At 73.0% G+C, this 22,407-nt stretch carries 21 protein-coding genes; 19 read left to right on the top strand and 2 right to left on the bottom strand.

Annotated elements, in window-relative coordinates; all coding sequences use genetic code 11:
* Positions 1-57: 57 nt before the first annotated feature.
* The 10 genes from ACIP5W_RS11420 to ACIP5W_RS11375 all read left to right on the top strand — a co-directional run bounded on the left by ACIP5W_RS11420 (position 58) and on the right by ACIP5W_RS11375 (position 9,894).
* Positions 58-753, top strand: coding sequence for an antibiotic biosynthesis monooxygenase (locus ACIP5W_RS11420; RefSeq protein ID WP_401470239.1), 696 nt, complete (start codon positions 58-60; stop codon positions 751-753).
* Between the two features lie 143 nt (positions 754-896).
* On the top strand, positions 897-1,226 hold the full coding sequence (locus ACIP5W_RS11415; RefSeq protein ID WP_401470237.1) for a TcmI family type II polyketide cyclase: 330 nt from the start codon (positions 897-899) through the stop codon (positions 1,224-1,226).
* Complete coding sequence (locus tag ACIP5W_RS11410) at positions 1,223-2,494, top strand: beta-ketoacyl-[acyl-carrier-protein] synthase family protein (protein ID WP_401470234.1); 1,272 nt, start codon at positions 1,223-1,225, stop codon at positions 2,492-2,494. The genes ACIP5W_RS11415 and ACIP5W_RS11410 overlap by 4 nt, the downstream gene beginning before the upstream one ends.
* On the top strand, positions 2,491-3,702 hold the full coding sequence (locus ACIP5W_RS11405) for a ketosynthase chain-length factor (RefSeq protein WP_401470231.1): 1,212 nt from the start codon (positions 2,491-2,493) through the stop codon (positions 3,700-3,702). Before ACIP5W_RS11410 ends, ACIP5W_RS11405 begins: the two co-directional genes overlap by 4 nt.
* A gap of 86 nt (positions 3,703-3,788) precedes the next feature.
* Positions 3,789-4,058: an acyl carrier protein gene (locus ACIP5W_RS11400; RefSeq protein WP_401470229.1), complete on the top strand. Its 270-nt coding sequence runs from the start codon at positions 3,789-3,791 to the stop codon at positions 4,056-4,058.
* A gap of 13 nt (positions 4,059-4,071) precedes the next feature.
* Complete coding sequence (gene fabG / locus ACIP5W_RS11395; protein ID WP_401470226.1) at positions 4,072-4,857, top strand: 3-oxoacyl-ACP reductase FabG; 786 nt, start codon at positions 4,072-4,074, stop codon at positions 4,855-4,857.
* Positions 4,858-4,886: 29 nt separating this feature from the next.
* Entirely contained in the window at positions 4,887-5,831 is a 945-nt protein-coding gene (locus tag ACIP5W_RS11390) for an aromatase/cyclase (protein WP_401470223.1), read from the top strand.
* Between the two features lies 1 nt (position 5,832).
* Complete coding sequence (locus tag ACIP5W_RS11385) at positions 5,833-7,362, top strand: FAD-dependent monooxygenase (protein ID WP_401470220.1); 1,530 nt, start codon at positions 5,833-5,835, stop codon at positions 7,360-7,362.
* A 91-nt stretch (positions 7,363-7,453) separates the two neighbouring features.
* Positions 7,454-8,974 carry an FAD-dependent monooxygenase gene (locus tag ACIP5W_RS11380; protein ID WP_401470217.1) on the top strand — a complete coding sequence of 507 codons (1,521 nt, stop codon included), beginning with the start codon at positions 7,454-7,456 and terminating at the stop codon, positions 8,972-8,974.
* Between the two features lie 71 nt (positions 8,975-9,045).
* Positions 9,046-9,894, top strand: coding sequence for an alpha/beta hydrolase (locus ACIP5W_RS11375; protein ID WP_401470460.1), 849 nt, complete (start codon positions 9,046-9,048; stop codon positions 9,892-9,894).
* 20 nt (positions 9,895-9,914) lie between these two features.
* Here the strand turns inward: ACIP5W_RS11375 and ACIP5W_RS11370 are convergent, their stop codons facing one another.
* A complete protein-coding gene (locus ACIP5W_RS11370; protein WP_401470214.1) occupies positions 9,915-10,784 on the bottom strand; it encodes a sigma-70 family RNA polymerase sigma factor in 870 nt (289 codons plus the stop codon).
* 276 nt (positions 10,785-11,060) lie between these two features.
* On the opposite strand from ACIP5W_RS11370, the gene ACIP5W_RS11365 reads away from it, so the two are divergent.
* Both ACIP5W_RS11365 and ACIP5W_RS11360 read left to right on the top strand, forming a co-directional pair.
* Positions 11,061-13,181, top strand: coding sequence for an MMPL family transporter (locus ACIP5W_RS11365; RefSeq protein ID WP_401470211.1), 2,121 nt, complete (start codon positions 11,061-11,063; stop codon positions 13,179-13,181).
* Positions 13,182-13,369: 188 nt separating this feature from the next.
* Positions 13,370-13,822 carry a carboxymuconolactone decarboxylase family protein gene (locus ACIP5W_RS11360; RefSeq protein ID WP_366056996.1) on the top strand — a complete coding sequence of 151 codons (453 nt, stop codon included), beginning with the start codon at positions 13,370-13,372 and terminating at the stop codon, positions 13,820-13,822.
* 72 nt (positions 13,823-13,894) lie between these two features.
* On the opposite strand, the gene ACIP5W_RS11355 is transcribed toward ACIP5W_RS11360, so the two are convergent.
* Positions 13,895-14,359 carry a VOC family protein gene (locus tag ACIP5W_RS11355; RefSeq protein ID WP_401470207.1) on the bottom strand — a complete coding sequence of 155 codons (465 nt, stop codon included), beginning with the start codon at positions 14,357-14,359 and terminating at the stop codon, positions 13,895-13,897.
* A 211-nt stretch (positions 14,360-14,570) separates the two neighbouring features.
* On the opposite strand from ACIP5W_RS11355, the gene ACIP5W_RS11350 reads away from it, so the two are divergent.
* From ACIP5W_RS11350 to ACIP5W_RS11320, 7 genes are all read left to right on the top strand, one after another.
* Positions 14,571-14,897, top strand: coding sequence for a 4Fe-4S dicluster-binding protein (locus ACIP5W_RS11350; RefSeq protein WP_401470204.1), 327 nt, complete (start codon positions 14,571-14,573; stop codon positions 14,895-14,897).
* Positions 14,894-16,828: a hypothetical protein gene (locus ACIP5W_RS11345; protein WP_401470201.1), complete on the top strand. Its 1,935-nt coding sequence runs from the start codon at positions 14,894-14,896 to the stop codon at positions 16,826-16,828. The genes ACIP5W_RS11350 and ACIP5W_RS11345 overlap by 4 nt, the downstream gene beginning before the upstream one ends.
* Positions 16,825-18,222: an amidase gene (locus ACIP5W_RS11340; protein WP_401470198.1), complete on the top strand. Its 1,398-nt coding sequence runs from the start codon at positions 16,825-16,827 to the stop codon at positions 18,220-18,222. The genes ACIP5W_RS11345 and ACIP5W_RS11340 overlap by 4 nt, the downstream gene beginning before the upstream one ends.
* A 4-nt stretch (positions 18,223-18,226) precedes the next feature.
* Positions 18,227-19,738 (top strand): glutamine synthetase family protein, encoded by a 1,512-nt coding sequence (locus tag ACIP5W_RS11335; RefSeq protein ID WP_401470195.1) that lies wholly within the window; start codon positions 18,227-18,229, stop codon positions 19,736-19,738.
* 25 nt (positions 19,739-19,763) lie between these two features.
* The gene (purB, locus tag ACIP5W_RS11330; protein ID WP_401470193.1) at positions 19,764-21,053 is read left to right on the top strand and encodes an adenylosuccinate lyase; all 1,290 of its coding nucleotides are present in this window, start codon (positions 19,764-19,766) and stop codon (positions 21,051-21,053) included.
* Positions 21,037-21,474, top strand: a complete 438-nt coding sequence (locus ACIP5W_RS11325) for a GNAT family N-acetyltransferase (protein WP_401470190.1) — start codon at positions 21,037-21,039, stop codon at positions 21,472-21,474. Before purB ends, ACIP5W_RS11325 begins: the two co-directional genes overlap by 17 nt.
* Positions 21,475-21,566: 92 nt before the next feature.
* Entirely contained in the window at positions 21,567-22,325 is a 759-nt protein-coding gene (locus ACIP5W_RS11320; protein WP_401470187.1) for a response regulator transcription factor, read from the top strand.
* The last annotated feature ends 82 nt before the right edge of the window (positions 22,326-22,407 follow it).

Here is a 22,407-nt window from a genome sequence, read left to right as displayed (position 1 = left end):
GCCCCGCGCCCCCCGCACCCCCCGCCGACCCCTTTCGACAGGAAGCGAACCCACGCCATGCCCCACATCTCCGCCCAGGACAAGCACCTGACCGTCCTCAACCTGTTCACCACCGACCAGCCCGACAAGCAGGACCGGCTGATCCAGGAGATGCGCAAGATCGTCGACACCGCGGCCTTCGACGGCTGGATCTCCTCCACCGTCCACGCCGGCCAGGACAGCCCCGGAACCGCCAACCTCATCCAGTGGCGCAGCGGCGAGGACCTGGAAAAGCGCTACGCCGGCGAGGAGTTCAAGCACCGCACGCTGCCGGTCTTCCAGGACATCACCACCTCGATCCGGCTGCTGCAGAGCGAGATCGTCTACACCCAGCGCCACCCCTCCCAGGGCGACACCACCGAGATCTCGCCCGACCGCGACGACCACACCGTCATCGAGATCTTCACGGTCGCCGAGGGCCACCAGGACGAACTCGTCGCCGAACTGGGCCAGGGCCGCTCCTGGCTCGCCGAGGTGCCCGGCTACCGCTCGCACAGCGTCTTCAAGGGGCTGCGCGCCCGCTTCCTGGACGGCCCCTTCGCCGTCGTCTACTCCCAGTGGGCGAGCAAGGAGGACTACGACGCCCACCGCAACCAGGCGGACGCCGACAAGACGGAGGACCGCCGCAAGTCCGAGGCGCGCATCGACGCCCTGAAGACCGGCAGCGACTGGAACTCCTACCGCGTCATCCACACCCGCGGCGCCGGCCAGTAACCACCACCCGGCCCGCCGAGCACCCCGGGACACCCCGGGCGGGGCCGGGCGTCCCCGCCCGGCCCCGCACCCCCTCCCCAGCCGTCCCACGGCCGCCCCACGCCCACCCCGCCCGGCCCAGCGCCCACCGCAAGGAGCCAGCCATGCACAGCACGCTGATCGTGGCCCGGATGGCGACCGACTCCCGCCACGACGTCGCCCGCCTGTTCACCGACTTCGACGCCACCGACATGCCCCACCGCATGGGCACCCGCCGCCGTCAGCTCTTCGCCTACCGCGGCCTGTACTTCCACCTCCAGGACTTCGACACCGACGACGGCACCTCACGCATCGAGCAGGCCAAGGACGACCCGCGCTTCGTCCGCATCAGCGAGGACCTCAAGCCCTTCATCCAGGCCTACGACCCGGCGACCTGGCGCTCCCCGGCCGACGCCATGGCCGGCCGCTTCTACTCCTGGGAGGCCGGCGCATGACGCAGCGCCGCGTCGTCATCACCGGCCTGGACGTCCTCGCCCCCGGAGGCATCGGCCGCAAGGAGTTCTGGCAGCTCATCAGCGAGGGACGCACCGCCACCCGCGGCATCACCTTCTTCGACCCCTCCCCGTTCCGCTCCCGGGTGGCGGCCGAGGCCGACTTCTGCGGCCTCGAACACGGCCTCACCCCGCAGCAGGTGCGGCGCATGGACCGCGCCGCCCAGTTCGCCGTGGTGACGGCCCACAACGCCGTCCAGGACAGCGGCATCGAACCGGCCGCGGCCGCCCCCCACCGCATCGGCGTGACCGTCGGCAGCGCGGTGGGCGCCACCATGGGCCTCGACCAGGAGTACCGCGTCGTCAGCGACGGCGGCCGCCTCGACCTCGTCGACGACCGCTACGCCGTCCCGCACCTGTACGACTACCTCGTGCCCAGCTCCTTCGCGGCCGAGGTGGCCTGGGCGGTCGGCGCCGAGGGACCCGCCACGGTCGTCTCCACCGGCTGCACCTCCGGCATCGACGCCGTCGGCTACGCCGCCGAACTGGTGCGCGAGGGATCCGTCGACATCATGATCGCCGGCGCCTCGGACGCGCCGATCTCACCGATCACCATGGCGTGCTTCGACGCCATCAAGGCGACCACACCCCGCCACGACGCACCCGAGCACGCCTCCCGCCCCTTCGACGCCACCCGCAACGGCTTCGTCCTGGGCGAGGGCGCCGCCTTCTTCGTCCTGGAAGAACTCGCAAGCGCCCGGCGCCGGGGCGCCCACATCTACGCCGAGATCGCCGGCTACGCCACCCGCTCCAACGCCTACCACATGACCGGACTGCGCCGCGACGGCGCGGAGATGGCCGAGGCCATCCGCCTCGCCCTGGACGAGGCCCGGATGAACCCCGACGCCATCGACTACGTCAACGCCCACGGCTCGGGCACCAAGCAGAACGACCGCCACGAGACGGCCGCCTTCAAGAAAGCCCTGGGCGAGCACGCCCACCGCACCCCGGTCAGCTCGATCAAGTCGATGGTGGGCCACTCGCTGGGAGCCATCGGCTCCATCGAGATCGCCGCCTGCGCCCTGGCGATGGAGTACGACGTCGTGCCCCCCACCGCCAACCTCCACACCCCCGACCCCGAGTGCGACCTGGACTACGTCCCGCTGACCGCCCGCGACCAGCGCGTCGACTCCGTCCTGACGGTCGGCAGCGGCTTCGGCGGCTTCCAGAGCGCCATGGTCCTCACCGGCGCGCGAAGGAGCACCCCATGACCGCGGTCGCCGTCACCGGCCTGGGCGTCGCCGCCCCCAACGGCCTGGGAACGGCCCACTACTGGGCGGCCACCCTCGGCGCGAAGAGCGGCATCGGCCGCATCACCCGCTTCGACCCCACCCGCTACCCCGCCCGCCTCGCCGGACAGATACCCGGCTTCGAGGACGCCGCGCACCTGCCCGGCCGGCTCCTGCCGCAGACCGACCGCGTCACCCGGCTCTCCCTGGCCGCGGCCGACTGGGCCCTCGCCGACGCCGGCGTCGACCCGCGCTCCTACGACCCCCTCGACATGGGAGTCGTCACCGCCAGCCACGCCGGAGGCTTCGAGTTCGGCCAGAACGAACTGCAGAAACTGTGGGCCAAGGGCAGCCAGTTCGTCTCCGCCTACCAGTCCTTCGCCTGGTTCTACGCCGTCAACAGCGGCCAGATCTCCATCCGGCACGGCATGAAGGGCCCCAGCGGCGTCGTCGTCAGCGACCAGGCCGGCGGCCTGGACGCACTGGCCCAGGCCAGACGGCTGGTGCGCAAGGGCACCCCGCTGATCGTGTCCGGCGCCGTCGACGCCTCCCTCTGCCCCTGGGGCTGGGTCGCCCAGCTCGCCGGCGGACGCCTCAGCGACAGCGACGAACCCACCCGCGCCTACCTGCCCTTCGACCGCGACGCCCGCGGCCACGTGCCCGGCGAGGGCGGCGCGATCCTCATCATGGAGTCCGCCGCCACCGCCCGCGCCCGCGGCGCCCGCAGCTACGGCGAGATCGCCGGCTACGGAGCCACCTTCGACCCCCCGCCCGCCGCCGGCCGCGGCCCCACCCTGGCCACCGCCATCCGCATCGCCCTCGACGACGCGCACGCCGCCCCCGCCGACATCGACGCCGTCTTCGCCGACGGCGCGGGCCTGCCCGACCTCGACCGCGCCGAGGCCGACGCCATCACCGACGTCTTCGGCCCCCGAGCCGTACCCGTCACCGTGCCCAAGACGATGACCGGCCGGCTGTACTCCGGCGCCGCCCCGCTGGACGTGGCCTGCGCCCTGCTGGCCATGCGGGCCGGCGTCATCCCGCCCACCGTCCACACCGACCCCTGCCCCGAGTACGGCCTGGACCTGGTGCTGCACCAGCCACGCCCGGCCACCGTGCGCACCGCACTGGTGCTCGCCCGCGGCCACGGCGGCTTCAACTCCGCGATGGTCGTGCGCGCCGCGCCCTGAACCGCCCGCACCCCCACCGGCCGCCGCCCCGCAGCACCGCACGAGCCCGCACCGCACGAGCCCCAGACGCAAAGGACACCACCGACATGACGCCCCAACGCTTCACCCTCGCCGACCTCAGGCGCATCCTCCTCCAGGCCGCCGGCGCCGACGAGGCCACCGCCCTCGACGACGACATCCTCGACACCACCTTCGACCTGCTCGGCTACGAATCGCTCGCGCTGCTGGAGACCGGCGGCTGCATCGAACGCGAATACGGCATCTCCCTCGACGACGACACCCTCACCGACGCCCTCACCCCCCGGGACCTGATCGACACCGTCAACGAGCGGCTGGCCGCCGCCCGTGTGGCCTGAGAGGACACCCGACATGACACAGACCGCCCCCCGCGTCGCGCTCGTCACGGGCGCCACCAGCGGCATCGGCCTGGCCACCGCCCGCCTGCTGGCCACGCAGGGACACCGGGTGTTCCTGGGCGCCCGCACCGAGTCCGACGTCATCGCCACCGTCAAGTCCCTCAAGGAAGAAGGCCTCCAGGCCGAGGGCCAGGCCCTCGACGTGCGCGAGACCGCCTCCGTCACCGCCTTCGTCCAGGCCGCCCTCGACACCTTCGGCCCCGTCGACGTCCTGGTCAACAACGCCGGCCGCTCGGGCGGCGGCGTCACCGCCGACCTCACCGACCAGCTGTGGGACGACGTCATCGACACCAACCTCACCAGCGTCTTCCGCATGACCCGCGCAGTCCTCACCACCGGCGGCATGCGCGGCCGCGACCGCGGCCGCATCATCAACGTCGCCTCCACCGCCGGCAAGCAGGGCGTCGTCCTGGGCGCCCCCTACTCCGCCTCCAAACACGGCGTCGTCGGCTTCACCAAGGCACTGGGCAACGAACTCGCCCCCACCGGCATCACCGTCAACGCCGTCTGCCCCGGCTACGTCGAAACCCCCATGGCCCAGCGCGTGCGGCAGGGCTACGCCGCCGCCTACGACACCACCGAGGAAGCCATCCTGGCCAAGTTCCAGGCCAAGATCCCCCTCGGCCGCTACAGCACCCCCGCCGAGGTCGCCGGCCTCATCGGCTACCTCGCCTCCGACACCGCCGCCTCCATCACCTCCCAGGCGCTCAACGTCTGCGGCGGACTCGGCAACTTCTGACCGCCCCGACCACCCGAGGAGCAGCTGTCATGACGACGCGTGAGGTCGAGCACGAGATCACCATCGGCGCGCCCGCCGCCACCATCTACCGCCTGCTGGCGGACGTGAGCCACTGGCCGCAGATCTTCCCGCCCACCATCCACGTCGAACGCGAGGCCACCGGCGGCAACACCGAACGCATCCGCATCTGGGCCACCGCCAACGGCGAGGCCAAGAACTGGACCTCGCGCCGCACCCTGGACCCCGACGCCCTGCGCATCACCTTCCGCCAGGAGGTCACCACCGCCCCCGTCGCCGCGATGGGCGGCACCTGGATCGTCGAACCCCTCGGCGAGAACACCTCCCGCGTGCGCCTGCTGCACGACTACCGCGCCGTCGACGACGACCCCGGCGACCTGCAGTGGATCGACAAGGCCGTGGACACCAACAGCACCGCCGAACTGGCCGCGCTCAAGGACAACGTCGAACGCGCCCACACCGCCGAAACCGACGACCTCGTCTTCTCCTTCACCGACACCGTCCACATCGACGGCGCCCCCCAGGACGTCTTCGACTTCGTCAACGAGGCCGGCCGCTGGCCCGAACGCCTGCCCCACGTGGCCACCGTGCGCTTCGAGGAGCCCACCCCCGGACTGCAGACCCTGGAGATGGACACCCGCGCCAAGGACGGCTCGGTGCACACCACCAAGTCCTACCGGGTCGCCTTCGCACCGGACAAGATCGCCTACAAGCAGGTCACCCTGCCCGCCCTGATGACCCTGCACACCGGGGTGTGGACGTTCACCGACACCGGCCGGGGCACCACCGAGGCCAGCTCGCAGCACACCGTCTGCCTCAACACCGCCACCATCGCCAAGATCCTCGGCGACCAGGCCACCGTCGCCGACGCCCGCACCTACGTGCACAACGCGCTGAGCACCAACAGCCGCGCCACCCTCGGGCACGCCAAGGACTACGCGGAGCGGAAGAACTGACATGGCCGCGCAGCACCCGCAGCGCCCCCACCGCGCCGCAGCCGCCCGCACCGCCGTGATGCACACCCAGGTCATCATCGTCGGCGCCGGCCCCGTCGGACTCCTGCTCGCCGCCGAACTGTGCCTGCGCGGCGTCCACGTGTCCGTCGTCGAGCAGCGCCACCGCCCCACCAAGGAGTCCCGCGCCTCCACCCTGCACGCCCGCACCATGGAGATCCTCGACAGCCGCGGCCTGCTCACCGACCTCGCCGGCCCGCCCCACGAGGCCCGCGGACACTTCGGCGGCATCCCCCTCGACCTCACCCTGCCCGGCCCCTACCCCGGGCAGTGGAAGGTGCCCCAGACCAAGACGGAATCGGTCCTCGAGGAATGGGCGCTCTCCCTCGGCGCCGACATCCGCTGCGGCCACCGCCTGCAACTGCTCGACCTGACCCAGGACGGCGAGGCCGTCGAGGCCGAAGCCGTCGGACGCGACGGACGCCCCGTCCGCCTGCGCGCCGGCTACCTCGTCGCCTGCGACGGCCAGGACTCCACCGTGCGCCGGCTGACCGCCGCCGACTTCCCCGGCCAGGACGCCACCCGCGAACTGCTGCGCGCCGACGTCGACAACATCACCATCGCCGACCGGCGCTTCCAGCGGCTGCCGGGCGGCCTGGCCATCGCCGCACGCCGCCCCGACGGCGTCACCCGCGTCATGGTCCACGAGTTCGGCACCCCCGCCCGCCCGCGCACCGGCCCCCCGCAGTTCCAGGAGATGGCCGCCGCCTGGCACCGCGTGACCGGCGAGGACATCAGCGCCGGCAAACCCCTGTGGGTCAACCACTTCGACGACGCCAACCGCCAGCTCACCCACTACCGCCACGGCCGCGTCCTGTACGCGGGCGACGCCGCCCACCGCCAGATGCCCATCGGCGGCCAGGCACTCAACCTCGGCCTGCAGGACGCCTTCAACCTCGGCTGGAAACTCGCCGCCGTCGTCACCGGCCACGCCCCCCACCACCTCCTCGACACCTACCACGCCGAACGGCACGCCGTCGGCAGCGCCGTGCTGGCCAACATCCGCGCCCAGGCCGCACTCCTGCTCGGCAGCCGTGAGGTCGAACCGCTGCGCGCCGTCCTGGCCGAACTGATCGACCACGAACCGGTCCGCACCCGCCTGGCCGGCATGATCAGCGGCCTCGACATCCGCTACGACACCTGCGGCACCGGCCACCGGCTCCTCGGCCGCCGCCTGCCGCACGCCCGGCTGCGGGTGGGCAGCTCCACCTGCACCACCACCGAACTCCTGCGCTGCCCCGGCGGACTGCTGCTCGGCCTCGAGGGCCGGGTGCCGGCCGCGGCCGAACACTGGTCCGACCGCGTCGAACTGGTCGCGGCCCGCCCCGAACCGGGCGGCGAACTCGACGGGGTGGCCGCCGTGGCGGTACGCCCGGACGGCCACGTGATCTGGGCCGCCGAAACCGGCACCGACCCGGCCGCCGACGACAGCCTCCCGGCCGCGCTGGAGCACTGGTTCGGCACCCCCCGCTGACCCGCCCCGCCCCGCCCGCCGGCCCGCACCCCCCGGCCGCCCGGCGAGCCCACGAACTTGACAAAGACGAGCCAGGAGAGGCAGGACACCCATGGCAGGCACAGCGGTGGACACCGACGTCATCGTGGTCGGCGCCGGACCGACAGGACTCATGCTCGCAGGCGAACTGCGCCTGGGCGGAGCCCGTGTCACCGTCGTCGAACGCCTCACCGAGCCGACGGGGCAGTCCCGCGGCCTCGGCTTCACCGCCCGCGCCATGGAGGTGTTCGACCAGCGCGGCCTGCTGCCCCGCTTCGGACAGGGCGACACCCTCGCCGTCAGCGCCCTGGGCCACTTCGGCGGCGTGCAGTTCGACTACACCGCCCTGGAGGACGCGCACTTCGGGGCCCGCGGCATCCCCCAGGACCAGACCGAAGCCGTCCTGGAGGACTGGGCACGCCGGCTCGGCGCCGACATCCGCCGCGGCTGGGAGGTGACCGGCCTGTCCGACACCTTCCTCGACGGCGACCACGTCGAGATCACCCTCGCCACCGGCCGGGGCACCCAGCGGCTGCGCGCCGCCTACCTGGTGGGCTGCGACGGCGGACAGAGCGCCGTCCGCAAGGCGGCCGGCTTCGACTTCCCCGGACTGCCCGCCGGCCGCACCATGTTCCTCGCCGACGTCGTGGGCTGCCACCTCGAGCCCCGCTTCCTGGGCGAACGGCTGCCCCACGGCATGGTGATGGCGGCACCGCTGAAGGAAGGCGTCGACCGCATCATCGTCTGCCCCCACGGCACCCCCGCCCGCGACCGCGACGACACCGTCACCTTCGCCGAGGTCGCCGCGGCCTGGCAGCACATCACCGGCGAGGACATCAGCGCCGGCAGCGCCCAATGGGTCAGCTCCTTCAGCGACGCCACCCGCCTGGCGAGCCAGTACCGGCGCGGCCGGGTCCTGCTGGCCGGCGACGCCGCCCACATCCACCTCCCCGCCGGCGGCCAGGGACTGAGCACCGGCGTGCAGGACGCGGTCAACCTCGGCTGGAAACTGGCCGCCACCGTCCGCGGCACCGCCCCCGCCGACCTGCTCGACACCTACCACGGCGAACGGCACCCGGTCGGACAGCGGCTGATGATGAACACCCGCGCCCAGGGCACCGTCTTCCTCGGCGGCGAGCAGTCCGACCCCCTGCGCGCCCTGTTCGCCGAACTCATCACCCACGACGCCGTCAAAAAGCACCTCGCCGGCATCGTCAGCCACCTCGACATCCGCTACGACATGACCGACCCCGACACCCCCGCCCACCCCCTGCTCGGCCGCCGCCTCGCCAAGCGCCCCCTGACCGGCGCCGCCGGCGAGACCGACACCTTCCGCCTGCTGCACCCGGCCCGCGGCGTCCTGCTCGACCTCGCCGACGACCCGGCGGTGCGCGCGACCGCCGCCCGCTGGAGCGACCGCGTCGACACGGTCACCGCCGCCGCCAAACCCGCCGAGGGCACCACCGACGTCCTCGCCGGCCTGGACGCGGTCCTGGTACGGCCCGACGGCCACGTGGCATGGACCTCCCACGGCTCTGCCCACCCCCTCGCCGGCGCACTGGCCCGCTGGTTCGGCGACGGGCACGCCGCCTAGTGGCAACGGCCCGCGCCGCGACGCCCACGGCCGCCCCGCACCCCGACCGCAGCGCCGGCGACGTCCGCGAGATCGTCCTCGACGCAGCCGGCACCCCCCTGTCCGCCCTGCTGAGCCGACCCGCCACCGGCACCCCGCGCGCCACCGTCGTCGCGGTGCACGGCGGCGGCATGACCGCCGGATACTTCCACGGCCAGGCACGGCCGGAACTGTCCCTGCTCCACCTGGGAGCACACCTGGGCTACACCGTGCTGGCGGTGGACCGCCCCGGCTACGGCCGCTCCGCCGCCGCCCTGCCCGACGGACTCGGCGTCACCGAGCAGACCCCGCTGCTGCACGCCGCCCTCGCCGACTTCACCCGCCGCCACCCGGCCGGCGCCGGCATCCTGCTGCTGGCACACTCCTTCGGCGGCAAACTCGCCCTCTCCCTCGCCGCGCACGCCCAGGACGGCGACCCGCTGCTCGGCGTGGACATCTCCGGCTGCGGCCGCCGCTACACCCCGGCCGCCGCCGCCGACGTCCTCGCCGGCCGGCCCGCCGACCAGCGCCGGCACTGGGGGCCGCTGCGGCTGTACCCGCCGGGCACCTTCCGCACCGGCGCCGCCGTGGTCGCCCCCATGCCCGCCCGGGAAGCGGCCGACCTGGCGCACTGGCCGCGCCTGTTCGCCCGCCTCGCCCCCCGGGTGCGGGTACCGGTCCGGGTCACCTTCGCCGAGCACGAACGCTGGTGGCGGCACGAGGACGCCGAACTCGCCGCCCTGGCCGCCGACTTCACCGCCTCCCCCCGCGCCCTGGTCGAACGCCAGCCGGACGCGGGGCACAACATCAGCCTGGGCTGGGCGGCCCGCGCCTACCACCTGCGGGCCCTGGCGTTCCTGGAGGAATGCCTGCCCCCCGACCCCGCCGCCCCCGGAAGCTGACCCCCCGGGGGGGGCGGGCTTCAGCCGTCGAGGACCACCACGTCCAGCTCCCGCAGCCGCTCGGGCTCGGCCACCAGGTCGATCGCGGTGATCCGCTCGTCCTCCAGGGTGAAGCGGAACACCACGATCGGCCGCACCTTCGACTGCCACACCGCCCCCACCGACCCGTCGACCAGCGCGATACGGGCCGCCTCGGCACCGCCGGAGAACACACTCGCCACGTCCCGGGCGCCCCGGGTCAGCGGAGCCGCACCGATGCGCACCGCCGTGTCGTCGGCCCGCATGGCGGCGTCCGGCGCCAGCAGCGTCAGCAGGCGCTCGAACTCCCCGTTGCGCGCCGCCGTCAGGAACGCGTCCACGATCTTGTGCTGGCGCCGCAGGTCGGGCAGCGGAGAGGCCCCGTGCACCCGCCGGCGGGCACGGCTGGCCAGCTGGCGGGTGGCCGCCGGACTGCGCCCGATGATCGAGGCGATGTCGGCGAACGGCACGGCGAACGTGTCGTGCAGCACGAAGGCCAGCCGCTCGTCCGGATCGAGCGTGTCCAGCACCACCATCAGCGCCAGACCGACCGAGTCCGCCAGCATGGCCGCCTGCTCCGGGTCCGCCCCCTCCTGCGGACGGGGCCCGGCCGAGGGATCGGCGTGCTCCTCGAAGAACTCCTCCCGGCGGTTGCGGGCCCGCAGGATGTCCAGACAGACCCGGCCCACGACCGTGGTCAGCCAGCCGTCGAGGTTCTCCACGGTGTCGGTGTCACTGCGGTGCAACCGGATCCACGCCTCTTGCACCGCGTCCTCGGCCTCGTCGGCCGAACCGAGCATGCGGTGGGCCACGGCGTGCAGCCGCGGACGCTTCTCCTCAAACGTGCGTGCGAGGCGTTCGTTCTCCTGCATGACCACCGTCGTCCCCTTCGCTCTCGGTCGGTGTGTGACCCGCGCCTGTCACATCTTCACGCCGCCGGCCGTCATAGCAGTGACGAACGGGACCATCCGCGTGTGACGGGATGCGGTCGCAGGCCACGACAGGGCGCCGCGCCCTGCCGCGCTCTCTCCCGGATTCCGCTCGGAGCCCCCGAGAGCAGGCTCCCCGACCCTTTGTGAGCAGCCATGACGACCCTACGGCCAAGAAAAGCAACCCGGAGCGACAATCCCAACACGCAGACCGGGTTCATGAACCGCTACGCGACGCTGGTCAGCGGCCGCCGCTCGAAGTGGGCCGTGCTGCTGATCTGGTTCGTGCTGATCGCCGCGGGCGGATCCCTGGCGGCCAAGCTCGGCGACGTCCAGGACAACGACCCCGAGACGTGGCTGCCCTCCAGCGCCCAGTCCACCCAGGCGGTCGAACTGGCGGAGAAGTACTTCGCCGACAAGGACAGCAGCACCGCCGTCGTCATCTACGCCCGCGCCGGCGGCCTCACCACCGCCGACCGGGAGAAGATCGCCGCCGACCGCGCCACCCTGCAGGGCGACGTCGCCGTCGGCGACGTGAGCGAGCCCCAGGTGTCCGCGGACGGCAAGGCCGCCTTCCTCAGCTACCCCCTGCGCACCAGCCCCAGCGACAACGCCGTCCTCACCGACGCCGTCGGCACCTCCGAGGACATCGTCAAGAAGGACGCCCCCGACGGCCTCGACATCCGCATCGCCGGCGAGGCCGGCAGCGTCCGCGACTTCGCCGAGGTCTACAGCGGCATGGACGGAGCCCTGCTGGGCGCCGCACTCGCCGTCGTCGCCGTCCTGCTGCTGCTCACCTACCGCAGCCCGGTGCTGTGGCTGGTCCCGCTGCTGACCGTCTTTTTGGCCAGCCAGGTCGCCAGCGGCGTGGTCTACCTCCTGGCCGAACACGCCGGCCTGCTCGTCAACGGACTCAGCGCCTACATCCTGATGATCCTGTGCGTGGGCGTCGGCACCGACTACGCCCTGCTCCTCATCGCCCGCTACCGCGAGGAACTGCACCGCCACGAGGACCGCCACGACGCGATGCGCATCGCCGTGCGCCACTCGCTGCCGGCGCTGGCGGCCTCCGCGGCCACCGTCGCCGTCGCCACCCTGTGCCTGGTCTTCGGCAGCATGAACTCCACCCGCGGCCTCGGCCCCGTCGTGGCCATCGGCATCGCGGTGGTCTTCGCGGCGATGACCTCCCTGCTGCCCGCCCTCCTCGTCATCCTCGGCCGCTGGACGTTCTGGCCCTTCGTGCCCCGCCACACCCCCGGCGCCGCCGCCGGCGTGGAGAAGGAACACGGCACCTGGGCCCGCGTCGCCCAGGCCGTGGGACGCAGGCCCCGCGTCATCTGGGCCGCCTCCCTCGCCGTCCTGGCCCTCCTGGCCCTGGGCACCACCACGGTGCAGACCGGCCAGACCCAGGCCGAGCAGTTCACCAAGACCGTCGACTCCGTCGAGGGCCAGCGCCTGCTCGCCGAACACTTCCCCGCCGGCTCCGCCGCCCCCGCCGACATCTACGTACCCGCCCAGGCGGCCGACGCCGCACTGCGGGCCGTCCAGGACGTGCAGGGCGTGGAATCGGCCGCCACCCAGCGCACCGCCGGCGGCTGGACCCACCTGACCGCCGTCTTCGAGGACGCCCCCGACACCGCGGCGGCCAAGGACACCGTCGAACGGATGCGCACCGCCCTGGACAACACACCCGGCGACGGCGCCGACGCCGTCGTGGGCGGCCAGACCGCCATCGCCCTCGACACCGCCGACGCCCAGCGCGACGAGGAGATGCTGCTGATCCCGCTGATCCTCGCGGTCGTCCTGCTCATGCTGGTCCTGGTACTGCGCGCGCTGGTCGCCCCGCTCGTCCTGCTGGCGTCGGTGGTGCTCTCCTACGCCGCCGCCGTCGGCGCCGCCTCCCTGCTCTTCCACGCCATCGACTACCCCCGCATCGACCGCGGACTGCTGCTGATCGGCTTCCTGTTCCTGGTCGCGCTCGGGGTGGACTACACCATCTTCCTCATGGCCCGGGCCCGCGAGGAGGTCCGGCTGCGCGGACACCGCGAGGGCATCCTCACCGGCCTCACCGTCACCGGCGGGGTCATCACCTCCGCGGGCGTCGTCCTGGCGGCCACCTTCTGCGTCCTGGCCGCCATCCCCACCGTGGCCTCGCTGCAGCAGGGCCTGCTCATCGCGATCGGCATCCTCCTGGACACCTTCCTGGTGCGCAGCCTGCTGATCCCCGCCCTCTCCCTCGGCATCGGAGCGCGCATCTGGCGCCCGGGCCACCCCGAGGACGAGGCGCCGCCCGCGAGCGAGCGCCCGTCACAGACCGCCCGCGTCGACGTCGGCGCCTGACCGACGCGCCGGACGGAAAAGGGGCGCCGCGCCGAATCCCCCGCGGTGCGGCGCCCCCCGACCCGCCGCACCGGCACCGCCGGCACACCCCGCCGGCCTGCCGCTGTCACACTCACCCGCCCCCGTTCGTCATAGAAGTGACCCCGCCTGCCAGCGGCGTCGGATATTGATCGATGAGAGGAATGACCATGGAAGCGCGCCTGCAGAACCCGGCGATGATCCTCGGGGCCACGCAGCCCATCCAGGAGATGTACAAGGCCATCTACTCCGGCGGCGTCTCCAAGACGACCCTCGACCTGGTCCACCTGCGCGCGAGCCAGATCAACGGCTGCAGCCCCTGCGTGGACTCCGGTGCCCGCGGCGCCCGCAAGGCCGGCGAGACCGAGGAGCGCCTGTTCGCCGTCGCCGCCTGGCGCGAGACGTCCTACTTCACCGACGCCGAGCGGGCCGCGCTGGAACTGGCCGAGGCCGCCACCCGCCTCGCGGACCGCAGCGACCCGGTGCCCGACGACGTGTGGGAGCGCGCCGCCGCCCACTACGACGACAAGGGCCTGGCCGCACTGACCCTGATGGTCGCCCTGACCAACTTCTTCAACCGCCTCAACGTCACCACCAAGCAGATCGCCGGCGCCTGGGGCTGACCGGCACCCACCACCACCGGCCAGGCCCGGCCCACCGCAGCGGTGGGCCGGGCCTGACCCGTGCCCGGCCGCTCACCCCCGGCGGGCCCCCCGCGACGGCACCAGGTTGAGCCGCCACGCCACCTCGAACCGGTCGGTCAACCACGCGAACCGGGCACTGAATTCATACGGCCCCGCCGGCATGATGACCTCACCCTTCTCCGAAAGCGCCGCGTACAACCGGTCGAATTCACTCTCCGATTCACACTGCACGTATATCGCCGTCGCCGGCGAGAACGTATACGACTCCCACGGCGCCAGGTCGTATCCCACCGCCCCCGGCGGAGGCATGTTCGTGCACATGAACATCTGCCCGCCGAGCGTGAAAAGAGCGTGCTGCAGCATTCCCTCCTCCCACCCCGCCTCTCCGGCCCGGGCCCGGATCATCCGGTGCACCTCACTGTTGTCGAAGAGCGAGGTGTAGAACCGCAGCGCCTCCTCGGCGTCACTTCTGAAGGCCAGGAACGTCATGAGTTTCGGCGTCGGCGTCGCAGGCATCGTGGCTGCTCCTACTCCGTGGTCGGTGGGGCCCGGGCGGATTTTCCCCGACGACGGTATCCACCGGACGCCGCTGTTCAACCGGGCAATTCGCCGGTTGAACAGCGGTCCAGCACGCCACCACCGAAGCTCATGGAGTCATCGAGACGACGCCGTAACGATGAGGGCGGCAGTGATGGTCGTGCCGAACCGACCCGAAGGGTGAGTGTCCGTGAGCGAGAACGCATTGTCGGCGGCGCGATCCGCCCGTTCCGAGCGGATCGCCGCGCGGACTCGCGGCGAGAACTGGAAGAAACCACCGCGCCGCATAGAAACCTCCGAGTGCATCACCTGCGACAGCTGCCTGCGCAGTTGTCCCGAGGAGTTCGGCGCCATATTCGACCGCGGCCTGGACGTCGTCATCATTCCCGAACTGTGCTCGGGCTGTCCCGCCTGCGTGCTCGAATGCCCCGTCGACTGCATCTACGTCGACGAGGACTGGACCCCGACCGACGCCGGCCTGTGGAGCCACATCGATCTGTCCGCGAGCCCCTCATGAGCGGCTCCGCGGAGCGCGAGAGCCGCCGCGACGCCAACGCCAGAAAACGCATCAGCCGCCGCCCCAGCAGACTCGGCACGCCCGCCGGCACCGCCCCGGGACCCGACCGCGCCCGCGAGCCCCACGCCGGCTTCCCCGGCCTCCTGGGCCGCGTCTGGGAACAGGCCCGCACCGCCCCCGACCTGCGCGCCTCCGTCGACATCCTGCTCAGCCTCGACGGACACGTCCCCGCCGACGTCCAGCTGCGCGCCCTGAGCACCCGCGACGAGGCCGCCCTCAAAGCCCTGTGGCACCTCACCTGGCGCCCCGACGGCCCCCCCGCCCCCGCACCCGGCACCGCGCCGGCCGCCGACCTCGTCGAAACGGCCGACGAGGAGCCCGTGTTCACCGGCGAACTCGCCCTGGCCACCAGCGGCCGCATCGTCCTGCGCACCCCCGCACAAGGCCCCCTCGACCGGCGGGAACTGGTCGGCGGCGTACTGCGCGTGCCGTGGTCGCTGCAGGCCGCCCGCGCCTACCACGCCGAGATGAGCCGCGCGGCCGCCCGCACCGCCCGCGCGGTCGCCGACTGCCGCACCTGGCTGGAGCGCCAGGGCGACAAGGGCCGCGACGAACTCCTGGAACAGGCCAAGGAAGCAGCCCTGCGCACCGCCCCCTTCGTGCTCTACCAGGAGCACCGCCAGTACACCAACTTCCGCGACCAGAACAACCTCACCGGCAAGACCCTGTGGCCCGGACACCCCGACTGCGCCCTCAGCAGCCTGCAGCAACTGCCCCTGGAACTGTGGTCGGACAACGACGTCCAGCTGGTGGTCGGCCTCACCCTCCTCATCCGCTCGGCCGGCTTCGGCCGGATCGAGGAGGCCAACGGCACCCAACTGGGCCTGGACCACGTCGCGGCCATGCTGGAACGGGTGCGCCGCTCCTACAACAGCGTCCCCGGCGAACCCGTCCACCCCGCCGCCTCGCACGGCGTGGAAGACCTCAAGACCCTCGCCGAAGCCCTCGGCGCCCGCCGCCGGCAGGTGATCGGACAGGTCCCGCTCTACCGCGAGATCCACGGCGCGCTGATGCACAAGGTGGAACGCATCGCCACCGACACCGCCGGCGCGCGGCGCCGCGACGAGGAGATCAGCGCACACCTGAGCGAGCGCCTCCCGCTGGACGGCGCCACCCTCGACGAACTCGGCCGCAGCGCCGCCGCCGACCCCACCTGGCTCGCCCGGCCCCACGGCGCGTTCGGCACCGGCCTCGAAGCCCTGGTGCACGAGACCGTCACGGCCGCCGCCGAGGTCTTCGCCGCCGACTTCGCCATGAGCCGCGGCATGCGCTCCCTGCCCGCCCTGATCAGCGCCCTGCGCGCGGAGAGCTGGGCACAGATCTGCGACTGGGACATCACCCGCTACTTCTGCTGCGTGGTGCCCCGCCCCCAGGCCCGCACCCACTTCGCCGGCTCCACCCACACCATGGCCGACGCGGCCTGGGCGATGTCCTCGCGCATGCAGTACAACTCCTGGCACTTCGTCCCCGGCAACCTGCCCCGCCACCCCGCCGTGCTGGCCCGCGACCACTTCGTGCCGCCGACCATCCCCGACATCGCGTTCTTCTCCGACCAGCACCACCACGGCCACGTCACCAACAAGGTGCGCTTCTCCATCCGTTCCCCCCAGCCCGTCGAGGTCGCCGGACGCACCTTCAACGGCTTCGTCGACCTGCGCCTGCTGCGCTGCGCCGGCACCCCCTTCACCCCGGCGGACCTGCTCGCCGCCCACCGCGCCTCCCGCCTCCTGGCCACCGCCACCCAGCTGGCCGCCCAGCTCACCGCCGACGGCACACCCGTCGAGGTCACCGCCTTCGACGCCGGATGGCACTGGCGCACCATCACCGGCACCGACACCGCCCGCCCCGGCCCCCCGGACACCACCCGATGACGGCCCCGGGCATCGGTGAACTCACCGAGCGCCTGCGCCGCAGGGAGATCACCGTCGTCGAACACGTCACGTCCGTGCTGAACGCCGTCCGCGAACACGACACCCTGGGCGCGTTCGTCACCACCGCCGGCGAGGAGGCCCTCCAAGCCGCCGAACACGCCGACCGGCGCATCCGCGCCCACGGAGACGACGCCTGGCGCACCGCCCCGCTCCTCGGCGTCACCGTCTCCGTCAAGGACCTCCTGCAGACCCGCGACCTGCCCACCACCCGCGGCTCCCTGCTGACCAACCGGCGCCCCCGCCAGGACGCCCCGGCCGTCGCCCGGCTGCGCAGGGCCGGCGCCGTCGTCATCGGCAAGACCACCACCTCCGAGTACGGCTGGAGCGCCTCCACCCTCGGCCGCGTCGCACCCCCCACCGCCAACCCCTACGCCCCGCACCTCACCGCCGGCGGCTCCAGCGGCGGCGCCGCCGCCGCCGTGGCCACCGGCCTGGGCGAGGGCGCCCTGGGCACCGACGGAGCCGGCTCCATCCGCATCCCCGCCGCGTTCTGCGGAGTGGCCGGCTACAAACCCTCCTACGGCAAGGTCCCCTACGTCCCCAACGGCGTCGACCGCCTCGCCCACCAGGGAACACTGGCCCGCACCGTCGCCGACGCCGCCGCACTGGCCGCCGTCATCACCGGACCGCACCCGGCCGACCCCGACTCCGGACTCGGCTCGATCGACCTGCCCCGCGACAGCCGCTGCCGGCGCATCGGATGGATCGAGTACGACGGCACCACCGACGAGATCCGCAAGGTCACCGAACAGGCCATGACCGCCCTGACCGGCCAGGGACACCAGGTCGAACGCGTCCACGTGCGCTGCGACGACCTCTACCCCGCCCTCGTCGACATCCTCGCCGCCGCCGAGGCGGCCGCCACACCCCCCGAGGACGAGCACGACTGCGACCCCGGCCGCCTCGAGATCGTCCGCTACGGACGCACCCTCAGCGCCGCCGCCCTGATGCGGGCCGAGGAGGTCCGCCAGGAACTGCGCACCAGACTGCGCTCGGTGATGAGCCGCTACGGCCTGCTGGCCATGGCCACCGTCCCCATCGAACCCTTCGACGTGCGCGCCGTCGCACCGGCCTGGGCCGCCGATCCCCGCGACCTGCTCTGGCTGGCCTGGTCACCCGCCTCGTACCCCTTCAACATGACCGGCCAGCCCGCCGTCACCCTCCCGGCCGGCCTGACCGGCTCCGGACTGCCGGCCGGAGTGCAGCTCGTCGGACCCGTCGGGGCCGACGACCTGGTCCTGAAGGCCGCGCACCGGCTGGAGGCGGAGCTGGGACCGCTGCCCCCGCCCCGCGCCCGGCACGCGCTCGTCCCCGCCACCGAAAGGACCCCCTGACACCATGTACACCCGGTCATGGCGCCCGGTCTCCGCCGAGGACGCCGTCGGCACCCCCTCGTTCGTCTCCGACCACGGCCTGTGGAGCCCGGAGCAGCTCGCCGCCGCCGAACGGATCGAGGCCGACCTCACCCACCTCGACCTCGTCCGCCTGGTCTTCCCCGACCCGCACGGCCTGGCCCGCTCCAAGACACTGACCGCCGACGCCTTCCGCTCGGTCCTGCGCAACGGCATGAACTTCAGCCCCGGACCCTTCCTCTTCGACACCGGACACGCCATCGCGGTCGACTTCCTCGGCGAACCCGGCCTCGGCGTGGAGGAGATCGCCGGCGCCGGCAACTTCATCCTGGTCCCCGACCCGCTGACCTTCCAGACCCTGCCCGGCACCGAACCGCGCACCGCCTGGGTCATCGGCGACGAGTACCTGCGCGACGGCACCCCCCACCCGCTGTCCTCCCGCGCCGTGCTGCGCGAACTCGACGCCGCCTACACCCGACGCGGCTACTCCGCGGTGGTCGGCCTGGAGGTCGAGTGGTACCTCACCCGGCGCCTCGACGACGCCCCGGGCCACGAGGGCAACGGCTTCGGCCTGCAGGGCAGCGCCCCGCGCGTGACCCCCCTCAACGCCGGCTACCAGTTCAACCTGGACGCCCGCTACGACTCCGTCGCCCACATCACCGACCCGCTCGCCCTGCACCTGAGCGCCCTCGGCCTGCCCCTGCGCTCCATGGAACACGAATCGGGCCCCGGCCAGGTCGAGTCCACCTTCAGCCCCATGTCCGCCCTCGACACCGCCGACGCGATGCTGCTGTTCCGCACCACCACCAAACGCTGGTGCGCCCAACGCGGCCACCACGCCTCCTTCATGTCCCAGCCGCGCCTGCCCGCCTTCGACCCCAGCGGCTGGCACCTGCACCAGTCCGTGCGCGACAACGCCACCGGACGCAACCTCTTCGCCGCCGAAGGCCCCGCCGGCGGCCCCTCGGCCGAAGCCAAGGCCTACGCCGACGGCCTGCTGGACTACAGCCGCGAACTGTTCCTGCTGTCGGTGCCCACCGTCAACGGCTACCGGCGCCTGGACGCCCGGCACGCCCTGGCCCCCACCCGCATCGACTGGAGCGTGGAGGACCGCACCGTCATGCTCCGCATGGTCGGCGGCGGCACCGGCGCACACATCGAGAACCGCAGCGCGGAACCGTGCGCCAACCCCTACCTCGCCATCGCCGCCCAGCTCTTCGCCGGCCTCAAGGGCCTCGAGGGCCTCGACGGCGCGACCGGGCGGCGCCCCGGCCCCGCCGGGACGGCCGCCCAGTTCGTGCCGCAGTCCCTGGGCGAGTCCCTCGCCGCGTTCCGCGCCGGACGCGCCGACCAGCTCCTGGGCCGCCCGCTCACCACCTGCCTGACCAAACTCAAGGAGAGCGAACTGCGCCGCTACGACACCTGGCGCGCCACCACCGGCACCGGCGACGGCCAGGTCACCGACTGGGAGCAGCGCGAGTACTTCGAGGCCTACTGACCACCGGCAGAACAGAGGTCGTTGCATGATCGCCCGATACACCCTGCCCGAGATGGCCGAGCTCTTCTCCGACCAGTCGCGCTACGCCACCTGGGTCCGCGTCGAGATCCTCGCCACCGAGGCCCAGGTACGGCTGGGACGCGTACCCGAGGAAGCGGTCCGCGACATGCGCCGGGCCCGCGTCCCGCTGGCCGCCCGCGTCGCCGAGATCGAGAAGGACCGCGACCACGAGGTGCTCTCCTTCCTCGCCGCCTACTGCGAGGACATCCCCGACTCCTCGGCCCGCTGGGTGCACCTGGGCATGACCAGCTACGACCTGGTCGACACCGCCCTGGGCCACACCCTGGCCCGCGCCACCGACCTGCTGACGGCCGCCGCACGCCGGCTGCGCCGCACCCTGGTGGACAAGGCCCTGGAGCACTTCGACACCCTCATGGTCGGACGCACCCACGGCGTCCACGCCGAACCCACCACCTTCGGGCACAAACTCGCCGGCTACGCCTTCGCCGTCGACCGCTCGCTGCGCCGCCTCGCCGCCGCCCGCGACGCCGTCGCCGTCGGCACGATCTCCGGCTCCGTCGGCACCTACGCCCTCATCGACCCCTTCGTCGAGAGCTACGTGTGCCAGTCGCTGGGCCTGGGCACCGAACCCGCCCCCAGCCAGGTCGTCGCCCGTGACCGGCACGCCCAACTGGTGCAGGCCGTCGCCGCCCTGGGCGCCTGCATCGAGCAGATCGCCCTGGAGATGCGGCTGCTGCAACGCACCGAGGTCGCCGAGGTCGAGGAACGCCGCTCCAGCGCCTACCAGGGCTCCAGCGCCATGCCCCACAAACGCAACCCCACCACCAGCGAACGGCTGTGCGGCCTGGCCCGCCTGCTGCGCGGCTACGCCACCACCGCGCTCGAGGACGTCGCCCTGTGGCACGAACGCGACCTGGCCCACCAGTCGGTCGAGCGGGTCATCCTGCCCGACAGCCTGGCCGTCGCCCACTTCCAGGCCACGATGGCCGAGGAACTGCTGTCCTGCCTCCACGTCCACCCCGACCGGATGCGGGCCGCCCTGGACCGCACCCACGGCCTCATCTACAGTTCCGCCGTCCTGGCCGAACTCCTCGGCGAGGGCACCGAACGCGAGCAGGCCTACCGCTCCGCGCAACGGGCCGCCGACCGGACCCTGGCCACCGGCACCGCGTTCACCCACACCCTGGCCGAGGAAGGCGTCCACCTGCGCGAGGAACTGCGGCCCGAACGCTTCCTCGTCCACCACGACGTCGTACGGCGGCGATTGGAGACACTCGATGAGCTGGAAGACTGAACGCGCCGACGGAGCCGGCCTCGACCTCGACGAGGTGCTCGCCGTCTACCACGAGTCCGGACTGGGCGAGCGCCGCCCCGTCGAGGACCGCGACCGGATGGCCGCCATGATCCGCCAGGCCAACCTCGTCGTCGTCGCCCGCGACCCCGACGGCACCCTCATCGGCATCGCCCGCAGCATCACCGACTTCTCCTACGTCACCTACCTGTCCGACATCGCCGTGGTGCGCCGCCACCAGCGCTCCGGGGTGGGACGGGCCCTGCTGGAGGCCACCCGGCAAGAAGCCCCCGACGCCAAGGTGGTGCTCCTCTCGGCACCCGCCGCGACCGCCTACTACCCGCGCGTCGGCTTCACCCGCCACGACTCGGCCTGGGTCCTCAGCCCCGGAGCGCCCCTGCAGGGGCCGCGAGCCCAGCCGTAGCCGGACTCCACCACGCATCCCTAGGTTCGTCGGCGGGAAAACCGTCCGGCCGCCGCCCGCGCGCGGCGGCCAGCACCTTCCACGGGGGAGGCATGAGCCACATTCCGTCACCGGCACTGCTGGAGCCCGCCGTCCCCGAACCCGAGGCCACCCGGCCCGCGCAGCCGGACGCCCCGGCGGCGCGGGCACCCACCGGCCAGCGCATCCTGGTCGTCGACGGCGACGCCGCCCTCGCCGGATCCCTGACCGCCCAGCTGCGCCGCCACGGACACGACCCGGTCGGCGTCCGCCGCGGCAGCGCCGCCCTGCAGGCCTACAGCGACGTCGAACTGGTACTGCTCGACCTCGACCTGCCCGACCTCGACGGCCTGGAGGTGTGCCGCGCGATCCGCGAGGTCAGCCGGGTCCCCATCATCATCGTCACCGCCCGCCGCTCCGAACTCGACTGCGTCCTCGGGCTGCACGCCGGCGCCGACGACTACGTCACCAAGCCCTACGGGCTGCGCGAACTCATGGCCCGCATCGAGGCGGTGATGCGCCGCGCCCGCTGGCAGCCCGCCGCGGCCCGCGAGATCCACCACGGCCGCCTCCACATCGACGTCGACTCGCGCACCGTCACCGTCGACGACGAGCCGGTGGCCCTCACCCGCAAGGAGTTCGACCTGCTGCACCTGCTCGCCTCCCAGCCCGACACGGTGATCCCGCGCAAGCAGCTCCTGCAGCAGGTGTGGGGCGACTTCTGGTCGCGCCGCACCATCGACACCCACGTCAGCAGCCTGCGCGGCAAACTCGGCGGCAGCGGATGGGTCGTCACCGTGCGCGGGGTGGGATTCAAGCTGGGCACCGGGTGAGGCGGCCGCACCCCGCGAGCACGCCGCACGAGCCGGACGCGAGTGCGCCTTGCTGGACTACAGCCGCCCCCCGCACCGGCAG

The organism is Streptomyces sp. NPDC088766, assembly GCF_044750845.1.
Lineage (GTDB): Bacteria > Actinomycetota > Actinomycetes > Streptomycetales > Streptomycetaceae > Streptomyces.
The sequence above is the reverse complement of the archived record's forward strand: the minus strand, read 5'-3'. Positions and strand labels throughout refer to the sequence as shown.